Below are 22,979 nucleotides of genomic sequence, written 5' to 3' on the forward strand. Positions count from 1 at the left end.
ACAAAGGCTAGAGAACATAAGACAATTCTCTAGCTAATATTTTATCTATATCATTGTCTGATCTAACTTATAGCTATCTTCTAAAAAGTGATACTTAGTAATCTTCCCTTCTATCACTTTAAAAATCGCAACATAAGGAGATTCGAACACCTGATCACTCTTCATAATCTTAGAGGACAGATATCCTACAGCAGTAGCATTAACACCATCTACAGCAATAAAGTCTACTGTAAAGCTCTTAGGCTCTACATAGAGGGGATGCAGTTCTAAGAAGCCCTTCTCTACCTCCTGCTTCGTTGTTTTCTTCCCTAACCATGGAAACTTCTCTTCATTACCAGGAATATCCCAATCTACTCCTTCTGTGAAAAGATCTAGTATATTACCCTTCGTGTTACCTAATAATATATCGTAAAACTGAATAACAGTAGCCCTAGTTATCTGTTCTTCTGTCATATTGTTCCCCTGCCCTTTAAGCAAGCTAGAGATATACGCATCTTGTCCTGCCAGATCTGGATCTACATAACTATGCATACGAATAATCTGATGGGCTCTAAACTCAAATACAGAGGCGAACTTACCAAATGAGGTATTGTGATTAGGAAATGTAATTCCATTACTAGATTGTCCGTACTCATGTCCTTCTACAATAACGTAATTATCTCTTTCTATAAAGTTAAACTTCTCTAGGTCAAAGGCTAATGAATTGACGACTTGTTTTATTTGTTTTGTAAAGTTATCTATCCCTTCTCTTCCTTTGCCGAAGCCAAACTTAGGGTAAAAGATTTCTACATCTGCTGCAAATAATTTAAAGTAAGTATCCTCTCCAAATTCACCTTGATTTATATAATTATAATACGCTTTCGTTAGTTCTAAATTAGTCATATTCATTTTTCATTTTATATGTCTAGTAAAGATAATAGGAAGAAAACGCTCTGAAAACATTTTATGATTCTTCTAAGAATAGATATAGCAGAAGGTCTTCTTATAACTACTCTACACAAACAGAAAAAGCCCAGTACCTAACGATACTGAGCCCTTTCAACACACTTAATTTAAATTCTGATTCGATTATAAGCGAGCTCGCTATAATGATGAAGAATCTAAACCTTATAAAAAACTATACTATTTACTTTTCTCTATTCTATAGGTTTTGTGTTCTATATGTTCTCTACCAAACATATCTGTCACCTTCACCTCTACTTTATGCTCTCCTAACCCAATATTAAAAGGTAGCTTAGCACTCCATAAATGAGATGACTTAATCGGGTGAGATGGTTTCTTTCCAGTTAATAGTTTCTCTGTCAAATCATACTTTTGAACTGCTGCGTAGAAGCTTGGGTCAAAACTCTCTTCTTTCTTCATCTCTTTCCATTCTCCTCCATCTATTCTATACTGTACTAGATCTTTCTCTGTTCCCATAAAGACATTTGTATATACCTGATAGTTATTCGATTTCTTATCCGCAATGACCTTAGGCATAAACAATTCCATTTTATAATCATCTGATGCTCCCGATACTTTATAGTCTAACTCATACTGATTCCCCTTAACTACTAAAGTAGCATACCCTCTAGGAGTCCCATCTCTCATAGTAGAAGCAGGCACGCCTAACTCGTTAAACTCTCCTGAGTACCAGTCTCCTGACGTTGTCCCAACATTATACTCATGTAATGGTTTTATACCTGACCATCCCTGTTCTTTCGTATAGAACTGATGCATCTGATAGTGAGTATGTGCAGATAATAGTAAGATATTCTCATGCTCTTTTAAAATATCTAACAACTGTTGTCTAGACTCTTGATCGAAGTGTTTTTCGTTTCCTACAAATAATGGAATATGAAAAGAGATTACCACTAACTTATCTTTAGGAACGAACTTCAGATTATTCTTCACAAAGTCTAATTGATCTTGTCTAAAACCACCTAGGTATCCTTTCTTTTTAATTGGGTGAGGATATAGAATATCATCTAATACGATAAAGTGAGCATCGCCATAATTAAAGGCATAATTAGCTGGTCCGAAGTTCTTCTCAAAGGTCTCATCAGAATAGATATCTTCTGTTGCCTCATAGTTCATATCGTGATTTCCCATCACATTATACCATGGTAGCCCCACTTCTTTCATCACCTCTTTATAAGGCGTATGCAAGTCTAATTTATCTCCTACTAGATCACCTAGACTGATACCAAAAGAGATTCCTTCTGTCTTATTCTTTACCTCATCTACTACTGCTTTTTTAAAGTAATCTAGTTCCTCTAGACTATATGGTTGAGGATCTCCAAAGATAAAAGCCTTAAAATCTGCTGACTCCTCTTGTGCGATCAGCCCAAAGTTTACTTCTTTTGGTAATTTCCCTGTAGGAGCTACTCCTTCATACTTAGTTCCTATTGGTGATCCCTTAGGTTTATGGGTTACATAAGAGGCAGGCAGATTATATTGATCTAATACAGTAGCGTATTGACTTGGTTTAATCACAAAGATTTGATTGTCTCCCGTTAGAGGTAGCTCATACTGTCCTTTATCATCAGTCTGTACGACCTCCACGCCATTAGATACACTTACCCCAGCTAATACCTTTTCACTTCTATCTTTTTTCCCGTTCTTATTAGCATCCTCAAATACATAGCCACGAACACTAGTCTGTCCTATCGCTAATGCTGCCGTAAATAAGAAGGCAACAGTAAAGAATCTTTTTTTCATTATATATGGTTTATGTTGTTATAAATAGAGCGTATTAAAGTATTTCGTTACTAAAAAGAATATTTAATGGTTTAATAATATCCTCTTACTGTTCAGAATGTCACTTTTTTTCAATGCCCAAAATTAGCGATGTCTTCCTATACGAATCTTACGCTATTGTTAAGCTTAGGTAACTTCTGTGTTTTGTGGCATCTTTATTACAAAAAGCCTATAAACGAAAAAACTTACGCTATGCATATCTATCACCATACCCTTAATTATAATGAACCTTGATTTTATAGCATAAAAAAAGCAACCCTAGGGTTGCTTTGCTATTTTAGTTTACTTCTACTTCCGGTCTTACACTTTTATTGACAATATAACCTATTATATAGCCAACATAATTGATAAACCCTTCTAACCTATGATTATCATCTACATAGATCACAGTACTATTAGAAGCATTATTCTTTACATCAAAATTACTAAAGTCAATTACCTCATCTTCTTTAGCCATAATTACTAATGCATCCTCTACATTGTTTATTTTTATTAAACTCTCTTGAAGATTCTCTGTAAACTGTAGATCAGCATTAAGACGTTTATCATAGTCTAGCAATGGACTTGTTAGTACTAATATTGTCTTTAACCCTAGTGCTTTACGAGCTTCTCTTACTTGGTACGCTAGATTAGCTCCAGTAGAGTCTCCTACTAAAATGATCTGTTCAATCTCTGCTGTCTGTCTTACAGCGGTTTGTAATAACAACTTAAAGTCTGTGTTCTCATCCCATTCAAAAACCGCAGCTGGAAAGTCTGGCAAAGATTCTTTTATATTATAAAATTTACGTGATTCTCTGTTTGATCCATATCCATGGATATATAGTAAAAAAAGGTTGTCCATTGTTTATTATTTAATTAGTCAATAGTAATCATCTATACTATCGCAGGCTAAATGTACAGTAATCCATTACATATACAAGCTTTTTTTATAAAAAACATTTTAAAACACACGATAAACAACGTTTTCATCAATGCACAAAGAAATATTATTCGCATTATTAACATTTCTTACTTAAATTAATTTGTATCTTGGAGGAAGATTTCTTACCCACTCAACTAACGATAATGTAACCGAAAAAACAAAACCGTTATGAAACAAGCGAATCAACAAGTGCTAAATGCATTACTATCTCCTGAGGAGTACACGCGTATTCTACAAAGTACTAAAGATACCATACCTGAAGATGCCTTATTTAACTTCTTGCTTAAGAACAAAATCTTATATGAAGTCAATGCTAATGCTCCGCATCTAGATAGTGATGCCATTTCTTTTATCAGCCAAAGAATGAATACACTAGGGGAAGATTTCGTAATCAATGAAAAGAAATTAGACAAAAAAGTCTCTAAAGCTGTAAAAAAAGAAAAGATTGACAAAGAGGAAGCTCTTGCTTATATGATTAATCAAATCCGTAAGAAACTACCTAAGAATTATACGGTCTGCAATTTAGAGAGAGGAGATGAAGCTTATTATATAGGAGTAATCAAGAAAAAAGAACTCAAAAAGATAAGTAAGTTGAACCTTGACTTTGGGGTATTCCATAAATTTATAACAACACCTGATCAAGAGCCCTTCTATGTTATAGAATGCTCGTGTGGTACTACTTATATATGGGAGACTCAAGAAGAAGATGTAGATCCTAGCAAAGGTGTATGTCATAATTGTGGCAAATCATTTGCAGATCAAAATACACATCTTAGCAATGAAATAAAAGAATAAATATATCTAGGTATTGTCTATCTTTACTTTATGATTAATGTTTTTTAGAAATGATTAAATTCAGTAGATTATTTATTCCGCTATTATCACTAGGTCTTCTTACTATTAGCTGTAGTAGTGATGATGATATCAAAATCACTCCACCTGTAGAAGAGAAAATTATTGATCTAACGGAGCCTCATACCTATAGTTTTAACTCTGTATTTATAGAACAGCAAAGTACCTTCATAGATAAAGCAATTACCAATCAAGGGACAATAACTTTGGACCAAAGTTGGGAAAAGGAAATAGAAGCTATCCGACCTGTATCCATGACATTAGATGGAGAGCGCCTACGTGTAATACTAAACAATGGTAAGGATACAAACTATGTGATCAAACTGATAGAGCATACTATCTACTTTATCAGAGGTGATGGCGTTCTTCTACCAGCTGCTACACTTGCTGAAGATAATAAAAGTATAACACTATACTCTTCTTTCTATCAAATAGATGGATTAGACAAGGTCTCATTAATGACACAAAAAGAAGAAATACACGACTATCAAGCAATCGATTTATTATCCTTTACCAAACAATTCGATCATCTAAAAGATATTAAAGGAAAGTATTTACGCATTTCACTTGAATATAAAATAGTACAAGGAGCTCCATGAGCTCCTTTTTTATTGCTTTTTCATTATTATTCAAAAGACATATTTTGACATAATCATCAGTACTTATATCAACATCAACTAAATAGTATTACACATATTTTTACGCAATCTTCTTTACGGTATAAATCACACAATTGAGGATAATTAACATTGTTAATTTTAACAAAAACACATATCTTACACCTTGTAACAAACACGAATTGATATGATACGTACCACTGCAAAATTATTTAGCCTGTGTCTAGCTATAGGAGTTATTACTGCTTCTTGTAGTAGTGATGACAGCAGCCCAGTAAAGCCACCTATTGTTGACCCAGAGAAACCTGAGCCTGCCACAGCAATTACTTTTGATTTTAGTACTCAGAATATTGTTAAGCAAGTATCTTTTAAAGACAATGCGACTACAGATCTAGGAACTACTGTCTCTAAAGAATGGGAACCTACTCTAGCCTACTTAAAACCTATCCAACTAACTTTAGATAAAGAAAAGTTAGTGGTTACTTATAACGAAAGTAAAGTAAAAGAATATACTGTTAAGATAGAGAATAACAATATCGTAATCCAAGCGACTAAAGACCATCCGTCTTATACTTTCGCTAAAATATCAGAGGACAAAAAGAGTCTATCTGTATACTCTTCGTTCTTCCGTATTAAGGGAACACATAAGACATTAAATGTAAACAACGTCGCTTCTCTTCAAGAATACGGAGAAGTAGACTACACTACATTCAAAAAGAGATATGATTACTTAAAGAATACTAGTGGCAAATATTTAGAAGTTGCCTTCGAATACGAATCAAAAAACTAAGACATCATGAAAAAAATACTTTATACTCTAGTTGCCTTAGCTTTTAGTAGTGCAACTTTCGCCCAATCCTATCTTATAAAATCAGATGAGTTCTATCAAGGTGCCATCTTCAGTGAAAAATCATTAACAAGTTCAGATGTAAAAAAAATAGCTATTACTAATAAGACTTTAGTTATTGTTCCTTCTGTTGCTATCAAAAGTTTTGAGATAACAGATACTTCAAAAGAAAGTTGGCTAAAAAAACTAGAAGAATTATATCCTCTTATAGCACAACAGAAACAAAACATCTCTTTTATTTTTAACACTCCTTCAGAAGTTGCTCTAAAAGATTTAGATCAATATTACAATACCTATGATGCTGCTAAGCATTATTATGGTATAGAGAAAAGCTCTAAAAAAATTTATAGAAGTATAGAAGAAAGAATAGCTTATTCCCTAGATATGAATATTCCAGGATCTTATATCACCGATGAAAAATATAATGAAATCAAAAACCAATCTCCTATTTTAATTGCTAGTACTTATTTTGGAAGAAGAGCGGATTTACTTATTGAGTCAGCGCAACAAGGTGAAAATATAAGAACAGCATTTAATATATATAAAGATAAAGATACAAACCGATATAATGAAGCTAGGGAAATATTAGCTGATGCATCTGTACATGTTCTTTTCTTTGGTAAAAACTCTATTGATACATCTGATTTAACAAATGAAGAATTAATACTAGCTTATATCAAGTTTATTACAAGTCCTCTTACTAAAGAAGATTATTTATATCCTATTAAATACGAGGCAATACACTTAAAAGACAATTCTCTATTTACTAGCGAATTAATGAAATAATATATATGTTCAAATAAAAACAGAAAAGGAGCTCCATGAGCTCCTTTGTTTATAACATCAAAAAAGCAAGTAGACCATCAGCCTACTTGCTCATATAATATAAAATGCAATTATAACCTTTATATACTCTGATATACCAAAGTATATACACTAGGCTAACTCTTTATAATCAATTACTTCGTTATCTCTTTTACGATATCTCTTACCTCCATCACTCCAGTGTGTTTCCACAATACCTCTCCTGCTTGATTTACAAGTACCATAGTAGGAATCGCTCGTATGTGAAACTGAGCAGATATCTCCTGATGCTGATCTACATCTATACGTTGCAAATAGGCATGCTCTGTAACCTCTCCTACAGATTCATCTATTATCCTAGTCAACATCTTACAGGGTCCACACCATTCTGCAAAAAACTGTAACAATACTGGTTTATCTGTTTCTTTTAAAATCTCAGTTAACTTCATTTCTTTTTTTTTAATTCGTTTGACTAAAGCAAAATTAGAGATGATTCTATCAGAAAGTCAGATACGAATGGGAGGTTAAACAGTACAAAGCACATTATATTGTTTTTTTTCTTAATTTACATACCTAATAACCTAACTAACAGACCTTGGAAGAAAATACCACTACTCCTATTCAGCTACCTAAGCCTGAAGGATTCGAAGACTATACCATAGAGAAGAAGACCATTGATCTAGGAAAAGCAAATGGGTATGCACTATTCAGCTTAATCCCTATTGCGATAGTTAATTTTGCTGTATACTATCTCGTTTGGGGAGAAATAATTAGTATTTCTAAACTAAAAGGAATACATCCATTACTAGTCATGGGCTATTGCTTCTTATACATAGTCGTTATGATTCTCGGAATCGTAGTACATGAGCTTATACATGGAGCTACATGGGCTATCTTTACAAAGAAAGGGTTTAAGTCTATGAAGTTTGGTATTCTAAAAGAATATCTCACTCCTTACTGTCATTGTAAAGAGCCACTTAAAGTCAGAGCCTATAGTATAGGCGCGATCATGCCAGCTATTATACTTGGCTTTATCCCTTCTATACTCGCTATATGGACAGGTAGCTTAGGAATGCTATTATTCGGCATATTTTTTACTGTATCAGCTATGGGAGACTTTATGATTATTTACCTCATCCATAAAGAAGACAAAGATACATGGGTACTAGATCACCCTTCAGAAGCGGGATACTACTTACTAAAACGATAACTAAACAAAAAGACAGCCTATTAGCTGTCTTTTTAACCCAGAATCAGTGATAGACATATAAACGAAAAGTAATTATACAAAATAGCTCTGAATTAGTGATACAAGCATACTATAGTATGGTTTTAGAGCTAATAAAAGAGATATGAAGTAGAATTGCTTTGTAGTATTTGGCTAACGCTTATTCTGGGTTTAATATACTGTCTGTCTTTTAAGGTATTAATACGGCTCTACCTTTCAGTTCTCCTTTTCTCATTTTATCATATACCTCTAGAGCCTGATCTAAAGGAAACTTCTCTACTTCGATATGGATATGCCCTTGTCTAGCTAGTTCTATAACTTCCATTAGTTCTACTTCAGATCCCCAATACGGTATAGATACATTCACTCCAAAAGGAACTCTTCCGAAGCCAAAAGGATAGTTACCTCCTGACAGTCCTATGATGGTAAGGTCTCCATTTAATCCCACTACTTTTGCTCCTAATTCGATAGTAGAGGTCGCTCCTACAAAGTCAAGTACAGCTATAGCTTTCTTCGCCCCTGTTATCTTTATGATTTGCTCTGCAGCATCCTTATCTGCTGAATTAACAGTATAAGTAGCTCCCATTTTCTTAGCGAAATCTAATTTGTCTTGAGTAATATCACATGCAATAATAGTAGCGCTACTAATGGCCTTTAATATCTGTAAAGCAGTATGCCCTAAGCCTCCAATACCGATAACAACTACATAAGAATCTGGAGACAGTTTATGCAACGATCTCTTAATCGCAGAATATGGTGTCAAAGCCGCATCTGTAATAGGCGCAGCTATAGCAGGATCTAAGTCCCCTATCGGCACTAATAAACGAGAAGAAGGTACTAGCATATACTCTGCCATCCCTCCATCTAATCCTAATCCTCCTCCTGCAGACTGACTCGCATGGTTATCACAGTAGTTCTCAGAAGATTGTTTGCATGGCTTACAATGTCCACATCCCCAAGGACCATAGACTACTATGGCATCTCCTTTTTTAAATCCTGTTACACTTTCACCCATTGCCTCTACATAACCAGCATTCTCATGACCTAAGGTAAAAGGTCCAGGTACGATACCGTCATCTATCACATGCAAATCTGAATGACAGACTCCAGCACCTGCTACTTTAATTAATACTTGCTCTCCTGTAGGTACAGGAATAGGCATATCATCAACGATTTTCACATCGTGTAGTCCTAAAAAACGTACTGCTTTCATTTTCATAATTATGGTTTTAAGTATACTCACTAAGTTACAAAAATGAATTAAAAGAGTCAGTTTATATCCGTTCTCTATACATTACACAAGTAATCTATCAATATGCTTATTAATTCACAGCACAACTACACAATACGCAATACATTAATAGAAATCATAATAGATGCTCCAACCCTTTGATTGTTTATTATAAGCAAACATAAAACTTCCATTATCTACTACATTCAGATTCACTTTTTCATTAGTCGAGATTTGGAATACAAATTCGTATCCCTCTCCATACTCTTCATCTACTCCGATACCCGACTGACAGTAAGAAGGATACCCTCCTAACTTAGTGTCATAACAATGTGCGTCAAACACATCGTAGTAGCTCTCCATCACCCCCTCATCCTCCATCTCACAGATTCGATCCTCTTGTTCTAAGGTTAATCCTCCTCCGTCCCAGATAGGATAATCTACCTGTTCTAATCGAGATTTTAAAGGAAATGGATGTAAAATAGAATCCTTATTAGTCAATTCCTTCTGAACAACACCTTCTAAGGAATCATAGGTTCTAATCACCCATTTATTTCCCATCTGCTCTAATTGTTCAGGAAATTCATAAGACATAAATACAGTCAGTAATACAATCCCCTCTAAAGCCTTGGGTACAAAAGGCAGAGTAGGTAAATACAATTGTAACAAAGGAATCATCTCTCTCCCATGATCATCTAGCGGTATTCCCTCTTCTTCTTTATATGCCGTAACACGAGCAATCCATGATTCTTCAATGGTATTTAGCGGACGAAAGCCTCCTACTTCAAAGGCTGTGATAGTGCGTCCTATCTCTTGTTTTAGTTGTTCTATTGTTTTCATAATCTTAAGAATAAGTATTAAGGCAAATGACGGTTTTCTCTTTCTCATTATAATAAAGTACGCAGTCATTGCCATCTGTAAAGAACTCACATCCTATCGTCATCCCTATAGGGAGATAATTTTTTGATATTAAAGAAGCTGGAGCTATCTCACTTAGTTCGTTATAACGCAAGGTAGTATCAAAATCTTCGTCTCCCACTTTATACACATAAGGGCTAGGATCTGCCTTGCCAAAGCCATCTATTAATTGTCTATATTTAGCAAATTGTCCTGTTTTCTGAAAAACTAATTTGTTTAAAGAATAGGCATAGAAGAACTCTATATAGGTCTCTAGATCTAGCTCATCATCAGCTAAATCGGCCACTAAAGGCATTACCCTCTCAGTATAGTCTCCTAAAGACATCTTTGCTTTAAAATAATAGTCTGCATTTGTCCAGAACTCTTCTTCTAATACAGAAGATACGGCCTGAGCCACTTTATGTCCTTTATATAGGGTGATATCTCCACTAAATACATACTTACCTTCCTTTAGTGAGAAACAAAAATGATCAAATGAGTTCTGATCAGAATTACTTTCATCATTTGTCCAGATACCATTATGAGAGACAAAGTGTACATTCTTACCAGAAGCTAGTTCCACTGTACACAGCGGATAGAAGATTCCCCTTACTGTATCATCTATAAAAACCTCTTCAAATTTAGGGTATAACACGATTTCCATTGACTTTCTTTTTTCTATAATAAAACACGAAAATACATTTTTAAATCTGCTTTCACCTTAATGAAAACAGCTATTTTAGAGAAGTACTACCACAGTAGTACACCAGTCTAACTACTTCTGAAGAGTGTACTTTCTTCTTAAAAACATACAATACAGTTAGTGGAGATCAAAGAAACTGTACAGTTATAGTAGGACGAGGCAGGATAAGTCCGTAGTGAGTCCGTAGTGAGTCCGTAGTGAGTCCGTTATTTTAGGCAAAAAAACGGACTCACTACAGAATGATATTACAACTACTTTACGCTCATCCAAAACAAAATACCAACTACATACAAGTATCACAAGATTATAATGCTTGCAGATAGTCCATGATTTCGTCTATATCACGCTTTGCATGAATAGCTATCGTTTCGAATAATTCCTTCTTATTTTCAAAGTCAGGATTGTCTACTAATACTGTTTCTAATACACTATACATAGGCATCTGCTCCACTCCCTGATTCCACTTACTATCTTTTAATAACTGCCAATATCTATTTTGTATTTCAGCATTCTGTCCCATGAGCCATAACTCAAAACGCATCTCAGCATGATTTAAGACAATCCCAAAACGCAATAACTCTCCTCTTAAATACTCGTTATAAAAAGGAAAGTAGGTATAATCCATATAACCCGGAGATACATTGCTAAACTTAAACCCCGCATAGCGACTATCTCTTTTTTCTAAGTGAGCTTTTATACGCATTACTAGGGATAACAGGTGTTTATATACTGTAGGTACTTCCCCTCCTTTTACTATTTGTTGATACGCTCTTATTTTATTATTCATCGTATTGTCTTTAGATTAAGATATATATAAAGTAAAAAGCCGTGGTCTTTAAATAAGGCTACGGCTTTTATGCGAACTAATAATAAACTTTCTTTTGTTTTTTAACATTTACTAATATAGTAAATAATTTTAACATTTAAAGAAACATTATTATTACTTTTTATTTAAAAACCATTTTATAGCTTTAGCTTCTTCTGTTTTTATAAAACTATCCTTTCCTTCATTATAATGATTACCATCTCTCCACTCCATTGTACTTAGTTTTTCTTTTAATTCTTGATATGCCTGTTTTACAGCAGGATGTGCTCTTAAGTAATCTCTAAAAGCGATATGCCGTATCCAGTTCATATTATCCACTGGGATAGCGTGTATGTTCGCTACTCTTATATCGTGATTGTGCAGTCCTTCAGGTACTTCTTCTCCTATACCTATCTCAGTAGGAAATCCATATACACTAGGCTCCTGATCTAGCTTAACGAAAAAACGTCTGTAGGGCATATCTTCATTGTATAGTTCATAATAGATATACCCTTTTGCTGTCATAAGACTTGGCAGTTTATCTAGATCTTCCTCCGATTTTAATCCTATCATAATATCGATAATAGGCTTAGCAGATAACCCCTCTACAGCAGTACTCCCGATATGCTCTATCTGTACCTCTAGATAACTTAATACAGAAGCTAATTCTCCTTTTATAAAGTCAAACTTTTCTCTCCACTGAGGATTGTATTTCTCGAAACTAACTTTCATTGTTCTTTGACATATTGGGGTCTATTCATGACAAAGATACTCCTCACTCTTTAAGACACTTTAAACTAAAGCAAAAAAAAGCACCAATAAACAATATTGGTGCTTCAACTATCTTATTCAGAGTATGGAAAGGATACATTCATCTTTTCATAAGGAATGTACTTCTCTAATATCTCTTTATACTCTATATCAGTCAATACTCCCCTACATTTCTCACTCCATCCTTCTATCGTATAATCGATAATAGGACGTTCTATTAACTCCTTTAGAAGAGCTACTTTATCATCTGATAGATATTGTGTATGTGTCTTTAGAGTAGCCCTAAGGTTCTCTATAAACTCTTCGTCAGACTGATTGTTATACGTATCTAGCTGACTCATATCTGATACGATGCGTTTAAAGATAAAGTCTCTTAGATTCTTCGCTTCATAAGTAGCCTCAATATCATCGTGCCATACAAATACGATAGGATAATCACCATCAGTCTCTTCACTCATAAAAAAACAGTACATATCACCTGCTCCATTCTTAGCAAACGAAATAAAGTTATACTCTTCTTTTATCTCCATATAATTATCAGGATCTCTTAGCCAGGCTATATCTTCGTCAACATCCTTTAAAGGCGTTAATTCAAAATCATCACTAAATAACAATAAGGGTGGATTATCTTTTAACTTCGGAAATGTCGTAGCATACCACATCTGGCTGTACTCTCCTACTTCTAACATATTATCCTGTTCTAACTGTTTATAAAGCTCAGGATAAACGATATTATATTTCTGTTCTAATTCTGTTATAGTCATAGCTATTCATTTTAAAAGTCTCTATATTCGTCAAACCACTTATTAGCTTCTTCTTCCGCTATTACTAAAGAGCTAAAAGAAACCAATTGCATGACTGCTTCCCAAGTATCCTCTCTCTCTGTAGTCTCGATATTCGGTAGATCATTTACAATCTCTACTAAAACTCTGATTGCTTCCTTGACCTCCTCTTTCGTTTTAGCTTTCTTAATTACCTTGAGAGCCTCTTTATACGCTTTTACAGCCACTTTATTGTTCTTCCCTACCCAAGAGCCAAATGGAATACTAAACTCTGTAATAAACCACTCAGGCTTCTTTAAATTAGAAACAGAAGCGTACTTAAAGGTTCTTTCCTTCTCTAGCTCAGTTAATTGTTTCTTGAGTTGTTTTCCTATACTATCTTCTATATTCCAACCAATAAAGTAATCTAGATTAGCCCAACTATTCAATGCTGGGATACCTTCTAAGGTAGGCGCGTATCTCAACTCTAGTCTCTCTAATCCCTTCAATTGACTTAAAACATCTAGATTACATAAGTGCCCAGATAATGCTAGGGCTTTCAGATTAGAAAACTGTAATAAACTACTGCAATCAAAAGGTTGTCCATTCACTTTAGTATAAATATTGATCTCCTTGATATGTGCTGTCGTTTTAAGTACTTGTAATCTCAAGGGAGATACATTATCATTAACAAACGAAAAAGACAAAGTTTCTAGGTGCTCATAGTTCTCTAAAGTTAGATTGCTGACCTTCCCTCTAACAGAGATGTCTTTCACTCCCTTGCCTAATATTAAGCGAATAGGATGATCAATAGTCACTACTAATCTTCTGAAAGCTGCTTGACTAAAATCAGCCTCTGTACAGTCTAGTGGCGCCCAATCTAGCTGTTCCATCTCCCGAGTAGCGCTCCACTGGATAAATGACGTATCATCTCCGTGGTACTCCATCACACGAGGCCAATTACCGCCTGCAGGAACTTGAAACTCATTAAATACGTCCCAATTAATAACATCTTCTCTCTCTACTAAAGCATCACATTTAGACGTTGTAATTCCCTTAGTACCTATCGCAAAACGACCTTGTCCTGCTGTTATCTTTACTTTGTGACTATTCTCTTTAGTCAGTGATAAGTAAAATGGTTTATCTCTTTCCATATTTTCTTATTTAAACCACACTTCATATCCAAATCGACAAATAGCGATGAACATGATGAATAAGAAGATATATCTCACCCATACCTGTCCTTTTAGAATAGCCATCTTCGCTCCAAAATACCCTCCTAAACCGTTACAAACAGCCATTGGGATAGCAACTTTCCATATAATAGCTCCTTTTAATAAAAATAAGCAGATACTACCAAAATTAGTCACTAGGTTAATCAATTTTGCATAAGCAGATGCTTTAAAAAAGTCAAAACCAATTAGAAAAACAAATCCCATAATAAAGAAAGTACCTGTAGCTGGCCCAATAAAACCATCGTAAAAACCTACTACTACCGAAATGATAACTCCCCAGATGTACTTCTGTCTATCTGTGATATTAGTAATCGCTTTTCTAGAGAAGTCCTTTTTAATATAAGTGAATATCCATAGGGCTATTAAGATGATGAATAACAAGGGCTTCATAAAGTCGTTATTCACTATTGTCAAGACATAAGAACCTGCAAAAGCACTTCCAAAAGAAATCAATGCCAATAGGGCAAAGTACATCCAATTTATCTTAGTCTGCTTTAGATATTGTCTAACAGCTATTGCCGTTCCCGAAAAAGCAGGAATCTTAAGTGTACCTATTACTGTTGACACGGGTATTTGAGGTAATAAGGCTAAGCCTAGTGGTGTTTGTATTAGTCCTCCTCCTCCTGCGATGGCATCTATAAACCCTGCACAGAAAGCAACTATTCCTAAATACAATAAGATATCTAATTCCATTTGTGTTTTATAAGTACACAAATGTAAAAGTATTACTTTATCTTCTAAAGTGTATTTTTCCTTTTTTATCTTAAAACCACTAGCCAATAAAAAACCACTAACAAATGTTAGTGGTTTTCTTTCATTTTGTATTAAGATCATTTATGTCAATAAGGCCTTAATAACTATATTAATCATTTTTTTTTAACGCTATTCATTCTCTAAGTGTAGATAACCTTGTTTTTTGATAATTCTAGAACCTCTAGCATCAGAATATTCATAGGTTAACACATAGAAATAAGTACCTGTTGGTAACTTAGCATTTTTATTAAGAGTTCCACGTCCTTCTGAGTACCCTTGAAACACATTACCATTACTATCATAATTGGTTGTTTCATATACTTTAGCTCCCCATCTATTGAAAATTTGTACTTTATTATTAGGATAACGAGTAATATTATCAATGATAAAATAATCATTCTTACCATCTCCATTAGGAGAAACAGCGTTATATACAACCACATCACCATCTAATATAATATCAGTATCTACTGTCCCTAGTGTAAAGAACCCATACCCCTTTACAGCAGTAGCTGTTGTTACTTCTTTATTTGCGACATCTACTACTCCACCTTCATCTACCCAAATAAGGTTATGTGAATCCCAACGGATGATATGTAGATCTTTCTCTGGATTTGCCAATATCTCCTTAAGTGTAGTGTTCTCACTCCAACTCAATGTTAATAATATATCTCCTTCTGTACTGTTTCCTTTATCTACTAACCAAAACTCCTTAGTGTTTAATAAATTAATTACTCCAGATTTATTACTATGCGATTCAAAAAACTGTTTATCATCATAAATATATCTACTAACATAAACAGATTTATCACTCTTAGGAGCAGAGATTTTAGCATATCTAAAGTTACCTTTATTTCCCTGAGGGAACATAAACTCATCGTTACCTATTTTCTCTACCTCACCATCAGCAAAACTTTTATCACTTACATTCTTTGACTTTGCTCCTTTTTGGAAACTGATCATACCTTTTGATAGTCCTGTTACGGCATTCAGTGTAGAATCTATCTTTACAATTCCGTCTTGGAAATCCATTGTTCCATATACATCTATATTTGCTTTAAGATCAAAAGCACCTGCTGTCTGTGGATTGTTTAGAACTACATCGTAAAACTCAGTAAATGAGTTACCCGAAATAGTCTGTACTCCTGTCTCATCCTCGTATCTACTAAACACAACTTTACCTGTCTTAGCATTTTTACTAATACTATAGATTCCTTCGTTTGTGAAATCATTAAAGAAATAAACAGTACCATCATTTGTAAAGTCACCTTTCTTTTCGTTAATAAACTCCGCTACAGTACCCATTTCTGTACCTGACAAAACGGATAATATTCCTTCATTTACAGTTTGTGCTGAAGCAATACATGGCACTAGTCCAAGAACTATTAAACTGATATTCTTCTTTTTCATAACTACTCTTTTTATTCATTTTATTCCCAGCTTTAAAAGCAATATTTACTTTCAATTTCTGGTTTTTAACCTTATCCCAACAAGGTCGTTTTACAATAAAACCAAAAATCGCACCAATTAATCTATTTTGTATAAAATTTTGTTACTAATTATACTTCCATTAGATATTTTTAGCAATTTCACTAGTTTTAAATACTTATAAAACCAACATACTATTTCTTACTTTATCATAATTATTAGAAATACAAAAATAATACTTAACTCACAATATTTAATACTATACAAATATTTATACACAATAGATAAAAATATTATACAGATACACGATTAATACTCATAAAATAACAATTACAAAAACTAATTTATAAAACACCACTATTCACCTCTAGTGAGTACCATATAGGATATGTATACATCATTTATACTTCTAGTGATTAATTGTTAAATTACAATCTTATTTCAAAACAAATAATCGCTAATTGTGAATATTTTGTTTTCAACTATTTTTATCATTTATTCAGCTATGTTCTATGCCTATATGATCATTAAAACTGTATTTAAAAAAAATAAGAGTCAAATACCTTAAGGTACTTGACTCTTATTACTAATTTTCTTTTTCATATATATAATACCTTATCTTGTATATAGAATACTAATAAAAGGTAGATCATATCCTTCTGTTAAACAAACAAAGGTTCTAGTTAGTTAATACACTAACTAGAATCCTTTTACAAACAACGTGTCAATAATTCGGCCAGAACTATATTTTATTATACAACTATAAAAATAGCATTACAACAGATGCTTAATAAACTCTATTACAAGAGAATAAATCACAACAACAGCACTTAACAACCATTTTATCATAATACTTATATTTATAGGGTTATACCTAATTTTTTAATTGCTTTCTTACATTCTATAAAAAAAGAATATGGACTCTAATATTATTTTTATAAAAAATATTATCAGACTAATCCTTCTTCATAAAAAGAACGTAATCAATACAAAACACTAATTTCGCCTCCATTAATACTTAGGTTTCAATATCTACTAAGCTTCTTTCACAGGGCAAATATAAAATAAATCACTTAATGGTGACTTAATATTTAGTACTTTTGATAAAATATTTTTTTTACTTCATTATGTCAGAGAAAAAGGAAAAACCAAGAGAGAGAAATAAAGAAAAAAGTAAAGAAACCTTACTTCAAGCAGTAGGAATAATCTTAAAGGAAAAAGGTTACTCTGCTCTTAAGGTTAATAATATCGCTGCAACAGCAGGATTAGACAAAAAACTTATCTATAACTACTTTGGAGGAGTAGACCAATTACTTGATGAATATATTAATTCTCAATATTTCTGGAACAATATAGATCCTGATTTATTATTAGATGAAGCATCCAAAGATGGTGGAAAAGAGATAGGTAAAGCATTAATTGCTGAACAATACGACTTCGTTCAACAGAATAAGGAGTTTCAAAAACTAATGCTTTGGCAATTATCTGAAGACAGAGATTCTTTAAAGAAAATTATAGCTAAGCAGGAAGATATAGGAGAAGTGCTATTTAAGAATGTATCTGATCATCACTTCGGGGATAAAGCAGATAATTATCGCGCTTTAATGGCTATTCTTGTATCTGGGGCATATTACCTCAACTTATACGCTGAACACAATGGAAGGTACTTCTGTGGTATAGACCTCCACAGTAATGAAGGAAGACAAAAGATAAAGGAGGCAATGAATTCTATTGTAGACAAGGCCTTCGAAAAGTAAAAAACAACAAAGAGAATAGTATAGCCTATATCTATTCTCTTTGTTGTTATAAATATCGTCAATAAAAGGCGAGTTATAATATAAACTTATGTTTTCGATAATCACTCGGTGAATACCCTGTCACCTTTTTAAACAACCTCGTAAAATAGGAAGGCGAATTATATTTTAATTCAAAAGCGATACCAGCGATATCTCGTGTTTTATCTTGGAGGAGTATCTGACTATGTAAGATACTGATTTCATTAATCCACTGTTTAGGTGGTTTATTAGTAGCTTCCTTGACACATTTATTGAGATAATTCTCTGAAATATGAAGAAGGTTAGCATAAAACAGTACATTCTTATGATCAATATGAAACTTTTGAACTAACTCCCTAAATCGAAAGGCAATATCTAATTGTCTACTCATCGGAGTCTTCTTTTCCATATCTACACGAATTACCTTCATTAATATAGTCTCTAACAAGGTAACACAAATCTCCACGTCCCTATTCTCACTTAAAGATTCTTCTTCTAATAAATCTAATGTTCTACTTACCCAACTCGCGTTCATCTCATTAAGCTTTACATGAGGATTCATCGCAAAAAACTTCAAATCAGTTGCCCCTAATGATATATCTGTAACCACATCATTCTCATAGACCACAAAATATCCTCTAATATCATCTGATATAGAAAGAGTGGCGGTTATATTTCCATTCTTTACATTGATTATTTCATGTTTAGATAAACTATAAGCTCCACTATCTAAATATTGTGTCATCTCTCCCATAGTCAACATTATCATAAAATTAAATGTAGTACGATACGGGATAACAGGCATTAAAATACCTCTTAAATAGTCTTCTAAACGATAAACTTGAATCTTGCTATCATTCTCTAAATAACTGTGATCTAGATGAGGCAAAAACAACTTCTTATACTGATAGTTGTTCAATATTTCAATAGACGGCTTCGACATATTTCAACCAAATAATTAAGGCAAATTTTATAAAATAAATAGATCATTATCAATAGTCTATAGCTAATATTTTGCTAATATTACTTAGATATTTTAGCGATAAAACTAGTAACTCCTAATTCTTCTAATTTCTTCACTATCCATTTGTCTAACTGCTTGATAGGGTACATCACCCACATCGCGAATACAAAGGGAAATGTCAAGGTAGTCCATCCATACTTAATCATAAAAATATCGAAATAAGTGGAGATAATTACACTGATCAAGACATACATGCCTGCGCGTACTTTATCCTCTCCCATAGCAATACCACATAATACAGCATTAAAACTAAATACCCCTTCACTAATTAGGGCATTAGAGGCATGACTACTATGCGAAATATACACACTGACTATCACTGCTACAAAACCATATAACGCCTGTATAGGTCGGCTGATAAACACTCCCAAAAAGAATACAACTCCTGCTACAAAACTCCCTTGGAATAATACTTGTCCAAAAGCATGACCTTGAATTAAAAAGTCATCCAGCTCTTCTATATCTACAAAGTGCTCAGGTACAGAACGAATCGCTAAATCAGGTATACTTAGAATAAACAGTGAAACCCAAGTAAAAAGAATAAAGGGAAATGTATAAGCTGGTAATTCCTTTTTTATTGCCCATCCCATTATAATGGTTGATAAAACAGATGAAATAATCATCATGCCATATACCCAAATACTAGGTTCAAAATAAAATATTAAAGCTACTCCTATTAGACATGCATTAAACCCGTATAGCCCTTTCTCTATGTCTTGCCTATCAAATCTCAATAACTTAGCTGTCACTATTGCAACGATATTACTCAGAGATGCGGCTAAAGCCATATTAGTAGAATCGTAATATATAGCTGCTAAAAAAAGTATTCCTGTTATTGCATTGGCTTGTAACATAATCTGTCCAAAACCTCTAAAAAAGGCCTTAAAACAATGAACTATAAGTTCTTTCATGGTTTTATTTTTGAGTTTTTAATTAAAATCTACTTAGGCTGTTATAAAAACAACTCATCCCATAGCTTCTGTTGAATTGTTTGAAATATAGTAAATAGCTTTTCTGCTCCTTGTCCTAAAACTCGAATCATAAAACCATCTCCTTCTAGTAAGCTAATACCAAACTCTATATGATCGAGCTGTCCATACTGTTCATAGAAGTACTCTATGTATTCTAGTACAGATACATTAGCTGTATTATAGTAAATCAGAGTTCCTTGATGAGTATACCCCTCTAAAATACCTATCTCTTTAATAGGCATTAAATCAGGTTGTAATAGAACATTATCTTTTACTGTAAGCCTTCCCTCTACATAGATCTCCGTCAAATTCTGAAAGTGATTGTACTCAAACTCTTCTCCTGATAACTTCCTTCCACAAGTAATAATATCAGAAAGTAAAAAGTGACAATCTTCCTTCATTTCTACTTTATTACGACTGATAAAAGTAGATGAACTCTGAGGGACTACTGGATGAGGAACATAGGCAAAGGCACTTCCCTTTTTCATATCTATTACAGTGGTTTGCATCGACTTATTCTTCATGTGAAAAAGACGTTGATACGCTTGTGTCTGTAATTGTAGTTTAGTGTACTCTGCAAGGTGAATAGAGATGCGATGATCATCGTTATCTAAGAGTCCTGGGGAAGAACTCATAATCATCAGATAAGCTGCCTTATCTCTCTTATATTGCCCTACTGGTACAATTCGAAAAGGTTGAGTAACGTAAGCGTCTTTCAAATAAGAAGCTCCCTCACGTTGCTCAACTTTTATATCTAATGATGAAATCATATTATCTCAATAAATTTGGTTCTTCAATATCCTCTAACAAGGCATATTTTTTAATCCAACCTACTATTTCTTCTAACCCTTCTCCTGTTTTTAAATTAGAGAATAAGAAAGGGGCTCCTTTTCTAACACGTCTTGCATCTGTCTCCATCACATTTAGATCTGCACCTACATAAGGGGCTAAGTCTTTCTTATTGATTAACAATAGGTCAGAACGTGTAATGGCTGGTCCTCCTTTACTTGGCATTTTCTCCCCTTCTGCTACATCTAATACGAAAATGGTAATATCCGCTAAGTCAGGGCTAAAGGTAGATGATAGGTTATCTCCTCCACTCTCGATAAAAATCAACTCTAAATCAGGAAAACGATTAGCTAACTCATCTACAGCTTCCAGATTCATACTCGCATCTTCTCGTATAGCAGTATGAGGGCATCCTCCTGTTTCTACACCGATGATTCTATCTTTTGCCAATAGACTATTCTTAGCCATAAACTCTGCATCTACACGAGTATAAATATCATTGGTAATCACTGCTAAATCATATTCATTTAATAATCGACGACTCAAGCGTTCTAATAAAGCTGTTTTACCTGACCCTACAGGTCCTCCTACTCCTATTTTAATATATTTTCTATTTTCCATCTTGTTATTTGCTTATGATAAATAAAGTCTTGAATAAAGGCGTTCATGTTGCATACATCTGATGTCAAAACCAATATTACACAGACCGACAAGGTTTCTATCCATTACTAACGACTCTTCACTTAGTTTCAATAAATCATCGTGTAAGTAATACAGAATATCTTGCCCATCTAATTGCCCTAATGGTACTAGCTTTACCGCATTGGTAACCATACCTATAGCTGCATTGTAGTAATATGCATGCATAGCTTCTACTAAAGGGATTTGCATTACTGCTGCAAAGACTCCATAGACAATACAATAGTGATTATAAGTCTCTTTTGCCTTAATCAACTGTTCCCATTGTTGTACTACAGTATGTTCTCCACTGTATCTACTAAATATCTTATATAGACGCAACCCCAACTTCTGACTACCTTGTCTTATTTCCATTGGCCCTTTTAGTGCATTACACTCTTGATCCAATGCGATTAATTCTTTGATATCTCCTAACACAGTAGCATCATAGGCTAACTTCATTAGTGCTGCATCATTGTACTTAATATTATACCATAGATTATGTCTTATATACTGATCTGCTGATATCTTATCACACACCATCCCATTTTGTACATAGGTTTCTAACCCATTAGAATGTGTATATCCCCCTATGGGTAATGCTGGATCTGCTAAATGCAATAACCTTCCTAAAAATGACTCTTGCATATTCTATAATTTTAATGATAAACTACCTTTAGGCAGTGTAAACGTAAACTTCTTATGTTGCTCAAAGTCAACATTTGCATTTAGTGGACAACGCAACTTCTTTTCTATAGCCTCTGTTGTATATCCATTTTTATCAAACCACTCCTGCATAGAACGTTCATAAGGCATATACAAGCTATTACCTTCAGCAAAAAGAGGGATATGCTTATTTCCTATTTCATAAGCCACTAAACCTAATGTAATCATATCAGATGCTGTAAAGGAAATAGCTTCACAAGGCAAAATAGATACCATGATTACTTTTTGCTGGTCTTCATATAGGATATCTCCATCTTTTAAACTCTGCCCTTTACCTAAAAAACGAATAGCAATAGATACCCCATCAGCTGTCACTAGACGCTGAATACGCTTCTCTACTTGATACCATTCGATGTATAAATAATCGATATGCTTCTCTATCTCTTCTGACTTACAATTTCTTATCGCTTGAGTTACTAGCAT

General features: G+C 33.7%; 25 protein-coding genes. 6 read left to right on the plus strand and 19 right to left on the minus strand.

The window, feature by feature from the left end; translation table 11 throughout:
• Nucleotides 1-45: 45 nt before the first annotated feature.
• The 3 genes from MPR_RS18185 to MPR_RS11160 all read right to left on the minus strand — a co-directional run bounded on the left by MPR_RS18185 (nucleotide 46) and on the right by MPR_RS11160 (nucleotide 3,580).
• Nucleotides 46-888 carry a nuclear transport factor 2 family protein gene (locus tag MPR_RS18185; protein WP_052472726.1) on the minus strand — a complete coding sequence of 281 codons (843 nt, stop codon included), beginning with the start codon at nucleotides 886-888 and terminating at the stop codon, nucleotides 46-48.
• A 234-nt stretch (nucleotides 889-1,122) separates the two neighbouring features.
• A complete protein-coding gene (locus MPR_RS11155) occupies nucleotides 1,123-2,700 on the minus strand; it encodes a calcineurin-like phosphoesterase C-terminal domain-containing protein (RefSeq protein WP_041892626.1) in 1,578 nt (525 codons plus the stop codon).
• A 316-nt stretch (nucleotides 2,701-3,016) separates the two neighbouring features.
• A complete protein-coding gene (locus MPR_RS11160) occupies nucleotides 3,017-3,580 on the minus strand; it encodes a YqiA/YcfP family alpha/beta fold hydrolase (RefSeq protein ID WP_041892627.1) in 564 nt (187 codons plus the stop codon).
• Nucleotides 3,581-3,829: 249 nt separating this feature from the next.
• Here MPR_RS11160 and MPR_RS11165 point away from each other — a divergent pair, with 249 nt between their 5' ends.
• The 4 genes from MPR_RS11165 (at nucleotide 3,830) to MPR_RS11180 (ending at nucleotide 6,763) form a co-directional block, all read left to right on the plus strand.
• Nucleotides 3,830-4,456: a hypothetical protein gene (locus MPR_RS11165; RefSeq protein ID WP_041892629.1), complete on the plus strand. Its 627-nt coding sequence runs from the start codon at nucleotides 3,830-3,832 to the stop codon at nucleotides 4,454-4,456.
• A gap of 50 nt (nucleotides 4,457-4,506) precedes the next feature.
• Nucleotides 4,507-5,112 carry a hypothetical protein gene (locus tag MPR_RS11170; RefSeq protein ID WP_041892631.1) on the plus strand — a complete coding sequence of 202 codons (606 nt, stop codon included), beginning with the start codon at nucleotides 4,507-4,509 and terminating at the stop codon, nucleotides 5,110-5,112.
• A gap of 205 nt (nucleotides 5,113-5,317) precedes the next feature.
• Nucleotides 5,318-5,920 carry a hypothetical protein gene (locus MPR_RS11175; protein ID WP_041892632.1) on the plus strand — a complete coding sequence of 201 codons (603 nt, stop codon included), beginning with the start codon at nucleotides 5,318-5,320 and terminating at the stop codon, nucleotides 5,918-5,920.
• A 6-nt stretch (nucleotides 5,921-5,926) separates the two neighbouring features.
• The gene (locus MPR_RS11180) at nucleotides 5,927-6,763 is read left to right on the plus strand and encodes a hypothetical protein (protein WP_041892634.1); all 837 of its coding nucleotides are present in this window, start codon (nucleotides 5,927-5,929) and stop codon (nucleotides 6,761-6,763) included.
• A 173-nt stretch (nucleotides 6,764-6,936) separates the two neighbouring features.
• Here the strand turns inward: MPR_RS11180 and MPR_RS11185 are convergent, their stop codons facing one another.
• Nucleotides 6,937-7,230 carry a thioredoxin family protein gene (locus MPR_RS11185; RefSeq protein ID WP_041892636.1) on the minus strand — a complete coding sequence of 98 codons (294 nt, stop codon included), beginning with the start codon at nucleotides 7,228-7,230 and terminating at the stop codon, nucleotides 6,937-6,939.
• Nucleotides 7,231-7,376: 146 nt separating this feature from the next.
• On the opposite strand from MPR_RS11185, the gene MPR_RS11190 reads away from it, so the two are divergent.
• Nucleotides 7,377-7,991 (plus strand): DUF3267 domain-containing protein, encoded by a 615-nt coding sequence (locus MPR_RS11190; protein ID WP_041892638.1) that lies wholly within the window; start codon nucleotides 7,377-7,379, stop codon nucleotides 7,989-7,991.
• 208 nt (nucleotides 7,992-8,199) lie between these two features.
• Here MPR_RS11190 and MPR_RS11195 read toward each other — a convergent pair whose 3' ends face one another.
• The 9 genes from MPR_RS11195 to MPR_RS11235 all read right to left on the minus strand — a co-directional run bounded on the left by MPR_RS11195 (nucleotide 8,200) and on the right by MPR_RS11235 (nucleotide 16,575).
• Nucleotides 8,200-9,228, minus strand: a complete 1,029-nt coding sequence (locus MPR_RS11195; protein ID WP_052472728.1) for an NAD(P)-dependent alcohol dehydrogenase — start codon at nucleotides 9,226-9,228, stop codon at nucleotides 8,200-8,202.
• Nucleotides 9,229-9,366: 138 nt separating this feature from the next.
• Nucleotides 9,367-10,080 (minus strand): YwqG family protein, encoded by a 714-nt coding sequence (locus MPR_RS11200; RefSeq protein WP_041892640.1) that lies wholly within the window; start codon nucleotides 10,078-10,080, stop codon nucleotides 9,367-9,369.
• A 4-nt stretch (nucleotides 10,081-10,084) separates the two neighbouring features.
• The gene (locus MPR_RS11205; protein WP_041892642.1) at nucleotides 10,085-10,801 is read right to left on the minus strand and encodes a hypothetical protein; all 717 of its coding nucleotides are present in this window, start codon (nucleotides 10,799-10,801) and stop codon (nucleotides 10,085-10,087) included.
• 343 nt (nucleotides 10,802-11,144) lie between these two features.
• Nucleotides 11,145-11,627 (minus strand): DUF7000 family protein, encoded by a 483-nt coding sequence (locus MPR_RS11210; RefSeq protein ID WP_041892645.1) that lies wholly within the window; start codon nucleotides 11,625-11,627, stop codon nucleotides 11,145-11,147.
• A 153-nt stretch (nucleotides 11,628-11,780) separates the two neighbouring features.
• Complete coding sequence (locus tag MPR_RS11215) at nucleotides 11,781-12,377, minus strand: GrpB family protein (RefSeq protein WP_041892647.1); 597 nt, start codon at nucleotides 12,375-12,377, stop codon at nucleotides 11,781-11,783.
• 113 nt (nucleotides 12,378-12,490) lie between these two features.
• Entirely contained in the window at nucleotides 12,491-13,180 is a 690-nt protein-coding gene (locus MPR_RS11220; protein ID WP_041892650.1) for an SMI1/KNR4 family protein, read from the minus strand.
• Between the two features lie 11 nt (nucleotides 13,181-13,191).
• On the minus strand, nucleotides 13,192-14,331 hold the full coding sequence (locus MPR_RS11225; RefSeq protein WP_041892652.1) for a hypothetical protein: 1,140 nt from the start codon (nucleotides 14,329-14,331) through the stop codon (nucleotides 13,192-13,194).
• A gap of 6 nt (nucleotides 14,332-14,337) precedes the next feature.
• Nucleotides 14,338-15,105 carry a sulfite exporter TauE/SafE family protein gene (locus MPR_RS11230; protein WP_041895441.1) on the minus strand — a complete coding sequence of 256 codons (768 nt, stop codon included), beginning with the start codon at nucleotides 15,103-15,105 and terminating at the stop codon, nucleotides 14,338-14,340.
• Between the two features lie 189 nt (nucleotides 15,106-15,294).
• Complete coding sequence (locus tag MPR_RS11235) at nucleotides 15,295-16,575, minus strand: T9SS type B sorting domain-containing protein (RefSeq protein WP_041892653.1); 1,281 nt, start codon at nucleotides 16,573-16,575, stop codon at nucleotides 15,295-15,297.
• 1,145 nt (nucleotides 16,576-17,720) lie between these two features.
• Here MPR_RS11235 and MPR_RS11240 point away from each other — a divergent pair.
• Entirely contained in the window at nucleotides 17,721-18,350 is a 630-nt protein-coding gene (locus MPR_RS11240) for a TetR/AcrR family transcriptional regulator (RefSeq protein ID WP_041892655.1), read from the plus strand.
• A gap of 73 nt (nucleotides 18,351-18,423) precedes the next feature.
• On the opposite strand, the gene MPR_RS11245 is transcribed toward MPR_RS11240, so the two are convergent.
• The 6 genes from MPR_RS11245 to MPR_RS11270 form a co-directional block, all read right to left on the minus strand.
• Nucleotides 18,424-19,311, minus strand: a complete 888-nt coding sequence (locus tag MPR_RS11245) for a helix-turn-helix domain-containing protein (protein WP_041892657.1) — start codon at nucleotides 19,309-19,311, stop codon at nucleotides 18,424-18,426.
• Between the two features lie 80 nt (nucleotides 19,312-19,391).
• Nucleotides 19,392-20,303, minus strand: a complete 912-nt coding sequence (locus tag MPR_RS11250; RefSeq protein ID WP_041892659.1) for an urea transporter — start codon at nucleotides 20,301-20,303, stop codon at nucleotides 19,392-19,394.
• Nucleotides 20,304-20,344: 41 nt separating this feature from the next.
• A complete protein-coding gene (locus tag MPR_RS11255) occupies nucleotides 20,345-21,133 on the minus strand; it encodes an urease accessory protein UreD (protein ID WP_041892661.1) in 789 nt (262 codons plus the stop codon).
• Between the two features lies 1 nt (nucleotide 21,134).
• A complete protein-coding gene (ureG, locus tag MPR_RS11260) occupies nucleotides 21,135-21,773 on the minus strand; it encodes an urease accessory protein UreG (protein WP_041892663.1) in 639 nt (212 codons plus the stop codon).
• A 12-nt stretch (nucleotides 21,774-21,785) separates the two neighbouring features.
• On the minus strand, nucleotides 21,786-22,478 hold the full coding sequence (locus MPR_RS11265) for an urease accessory protein UreF (RefSeq protein WP_041892665.1): 693 nt from the start codon (nucleotides 22,476-22,478) through the stop codon (nucleotides 21,786-21,788).
• 3 nt (nucleotides 22,479-22,481) lie between these two features.
• Nucleotides 22,482-22,979, minus strand: coding sequence for an urease accessory protein UreE (locus MPR_RS11270; protein WP_041892668.1), 498 nt, complete (start codon nucleotides 22,977-22,979; stop codon nucleotides 22,482-22,484).

It is taken from the genome of Myroides profundi, from assembly GCF_000833025.1.
GTDB classification, from domain to species: Bacteria; Bacteroidota; Bacteroidia; order Flavobacteriales; family Flavobacteriaceae; genus Flavobacterium; species Flavobacterium profundi_A.